The 3,635-nt window shown below is 38.7% G+C and carries 3 protein-coding genes; 1 reads left to right on the top strand and 2 read right to left on the bottom strand.

Features of this window, described 5'->3' with window-relative positions:
- Positions 1 to 382 precede the first annotated feature (382 nt).
- Positions 383 to 1,867: an NAD(P)/FAD-dependent oxidoreductase gene (locus EHQ62_RS08460; protein WP_135641849.1), complete on the top strand. Its 1,485-nt coding sequence runs from the start codon at positions 383 to 385 to the stop codon at positions 1,865 to 1,867.
- A 144-nt stretch (positions 1,868 to 2,011) separates the two neighbouring features.
- On the opposite strand, the gene EHQ62_RS08455 is transcribed toward EHQ62_RS08460, so the two are convergent.
- Both EHQ62_RS08455 and EHQ62_RS08450 read right to left on the bottom strand, forming a co-directional pair.
- On the bottom strand, positions 2,012 to 2,935 hold the full coding sequence (locus EHQ62_RS08455) for a TPM domain-containing protein (RefSeq protein WP_135641847.1): 924 nt from the start codon (positions 2,933 to 2,935) through the stop codon (positions 2,012 to 2,014).
- Positions 2,935 to 3,633, bottom strand: a complete 699-nt coding sequence (locus EHQ62_RS08450) for a TPM domain-containing protein (RefSeq protein WP_135641845.1) — start codon at positions 3,631 to 3,633, stop codon at positions 2,935 to 2,937. The genes EHQ62_RS08455 and EHQ62_RS08450 overlap by 1 nt, the downstream gene beginning before the upstream one ends.
- Positions 3,634 to 3,635: the final 2 nt, after the last annotated feature.

The raw sequence follows: 3,635 nt of genomic DNA, 5'->3' as shown, positions 1-3,635 counted from the left end.
CATTCTGTATGGATAAATGAAAAGAATATTTGTAAGCAGAAGTTTAATCAGAAAAGCTCAACCTGTTCTTGCTTATCGGTTATGCATTGGGATCAGGAATTTTTTCTGTTTAATGATGTAAAGCCCTGTATCAATCAATTTTCATCTTATTCTCCGCATTTGAATTCTGATGATAAGTATTATAATATAGTGGAATCAAGTTTTCTAGATAAAAGATCGTTTTTTTTACTTAGACACTCTGATTTGTTTTCTGAAAAAGGTTCATTAAATACTCGTTTAGTAAACCTTTTTCGTTCGGGAAAATGTGAAACTATAGAGAAAGACCTCTTATATTTGTGTTCGAAGATAAAATAGTTTAAGGCAAGTAACTAAAGGAAAAATAATGTCCACTCAAAAAAATATCGTTATCATTGGAGCAGGCCCAGCAGGTCTAACTTCGGGTTATTTATTAGCAAAAAAAGGATTTAATGTAACCATTTTAGAAGCAGATGAAAAGTATGTTGGTGGAATTTCGCGCACGGAATCGATTAAAGGTTTTTATTTTGATATAGGTGGGCATAGGTTTTTTTCAAAATCGAAAGAAGTTGAAGATTTTTGGACGGAAATTTTACCAAATGATATGCTCGATCGACCACGTTCCTCCAGGATTTATTATAACAACAAGTTTTACGCATACCCTTTAAAGGCGTTTGAAGCATTGTTTAATTTAGGAATATTCGAATCTATTCTTTGTGTATTATCTTATTTGAAAGCAAGTTTGTTTCCAGTAAAAAATCCAAAGAATTTTGAAGATTGGGTGACCAATCAATTTGGAAAACGTCTCTTTTCCATTTTCTTTAAAACATACACAGAAAAAGTTTGGGGGATGGATACAAAGGATATTTCTGCAGATTGGGCTGCTCAAAGGATTAAAGGTTTATCATTATACTCTGCCATTTGGAATGCCATCAAACCAAAATCGAAAGTGAAAGATAAATCAAAAATGATAAAAACTTTAATCGATTCCTTCCGGTATCCTAGAAAAGGTCCAGGTATGATGTGGGAAGCCTGTGCTACTAAAATCCAAAATATGGGTGGTGAAATTAGGATGGGTAGACTTGTGAATAAACTAGAGCTTAAAGCTACGGTTTGGAAAGTTCAGTGCATTGATAAATCAGGGAAAACCGAGATTTTGGAAGCAGATCATGTAATTTCGTCTGCACCTATTCGAGAGTTGTTTCAGGCAATTAGCGAACCGCAGGTTTCTGACGCAGCAGTGCATTCAGCAAACTCACTTCGTTATCGTGACTTTTTAACAGTAGCGCTTGTTGTTACCGAGAAGGACGTCTTTGACGACAATTGGATTTATATTCATGATCCTTCGGTAAAAGTCGGTAGGATTCAGAATTTCAAAAGTTGGTCACCAGAAATGGTTCCGGATCAAGCATATAATTGTTATGGTTTGGAATATTTCTGCTTCGAAGGTGACGGACTGTGGTCGTCATCTGATGATGATTTAGTCAATTTAGCTAAGCAAGAAGTGGTTAAACTTGGGCTAACGAAATTCGAGGATATTAAGGAAGGTTTTGTTGTTCGCCAAAAGAAAGCTTACCCAGTTTACGATGATGTTTACCAGAATCATATAAATGTATTAAAAGAAGAAATCCAAAGTAAATTTTCAAACCTTCATTTGGTTGGAAGAAATGGAATGCATAAATACAACAACCAAGACCATGCAATGATGACTGCCATGCTGACTGTTGAAAATATAGCCGCAGATCGAACTCTTTATGATGTTTGGAATGTAAACCAAGATGCCGAATATCATGAAAGTGGTGAGATTGGTAAAGAGTACATTGACGAAAGATTAGTACCGATGAAAGTTTAGGATTTCCTTTAACCAAAAATTTACAAAAGATTTCCGAGATTATCTTTTTAGTGAATCCCCAACACTCTCTTAATCATCGGGAGTCGAAGATGATTCGACTCTTATGTTGATTGAAGTGGTTTGAGCGAGTTGTTCGTAATGCTCTCACCAATCGCCAGAGGCACCCCCACCACCGGAGTCACCTCCGCCACCTGACCAACTATCACTGGAATCACTCGAAGACCAAGAGTCACTGCCAGATGACCATCCTCCATAATAACCACCACTATCGGATCCACCCCCGCCACCAAGTCCATGCCCTAATTTTCGTCTGAGGAACATGATGAGGACAAAGAGGATGATGGCCGCAATAAGGCCCATGGTCCCACCAAATAGAAAGGTAAAAAGTGGTAAAATCACAAGGAGTCCTATGATGGTAAAGATCACTCCACCAAAGGAAGGGATAAAAAGTGAAATAAACGTGAAGATCCCTCCCACAATTCCAGAAGGGATCACATCCCCCGCACTGTCACGACCTGAAGTTTGGACATCGTCTGCTGAGGGAGCGTATTCCCCACGTATGGTAGCCATGATGGCATTCACACCAGCCGTCACACCTCCATCAAAATCTTTATCCTTAAAACTTGGTCTGATTTCATTCCGTATGATTTGTTTTGCTTGGATGTCAGTCAAAGCACCTTCTAATCCACGCCCAACTTCGATTCTCATTTTTTTTTCAGTAGGTGCAATGATGAGTAACACACCATTGTTTTTAGATTTTTGGCCTAACTTCCATTCGTCGAAGATCTCAATTGCCACTTCTTCGATCACTTCGTCATGCAAACTAGGAGTGGTATACACTGCGATTTGATTGCTAGTTTCTGCTTCAAATTGTTTTAGGTTGGCTTCAATTTGGTCCACGGTACTTTGCGACAAAATCCCTGCGTGGTCCATCACCCTTCGTTCCAATTTTGGAACGGGATAACCCATAAGGGAAACTTGAAAGAGAGTGAACGAAACGAAAAGAAAACTTAAGATCGAAACGGTTCGTAAAAATTTTGAAACTTGGTTGGGTGATTTGGATTCCATCACATCAATTTCCCACCATCACGAATTTCATTTGAGATTTCATTTTTATCATCTTTTTCAGCATGGATATTGTACTTTTTCAAAAGGTCTCCGCAGAAAAGGATACTCGCGACGATCCCTTGCTTTTTTTTACCTGTTTTCATGCCTTCGATGATTAACCTTACTGCTTCATTCCATTCTGATTTGGGTACAACTCTTGCGATTTCTTTGTCGGGGTAAACACGAACAAAATGTTCAAAGAGAGAGATATAAATTAAGATACCTGTTCGATTTTTGGTACGAAACACTTCTTCATCCAAAAAGGCTTCTTTTGCACGTAACTCAACAAAGTATTGTTTGGAGTTTTTGGGAACGAGTAGGATACGCAATTTAGGGAATAAAAAAAATAAACCCAATCCGAATATGGCTCCTGCCCAAACGGAGAGCACTGCAAACATGGATTCATTGCCCCAAACCAATCCGTATGTTTTTTGAGCGGTGTAAAAGCTAATGCCCGTTAGTCCTCCCATCAAAAAAGCACCAAACCATGCCCATTCCCTGTAGTGGTGGGACGACTCTGCAAAAAAGGGAACAATTTCTGCTGATGTTTTGGACTCTGCTTCACCAACTGCAGATTTGATTTCTTCTAAATCGGATGGGGAGAAATATCGCGATAGTACACTCATGGGCAAAAGGAAAACAGATCCTTCCACCCAAATCA

The sequence above is a fragment of the Leptospira jelokensis genome, from assembly GCF_004769635.1.
GTDB lineage: Bacteria > Spirochaetota > Leptospiria > Leptospirales > Leptospiraceae > Leptospira_A > Leptospira_A jelokensis.
This window is presented reverse-complemented; position numbering and strand designations above follow the sequence as displayed.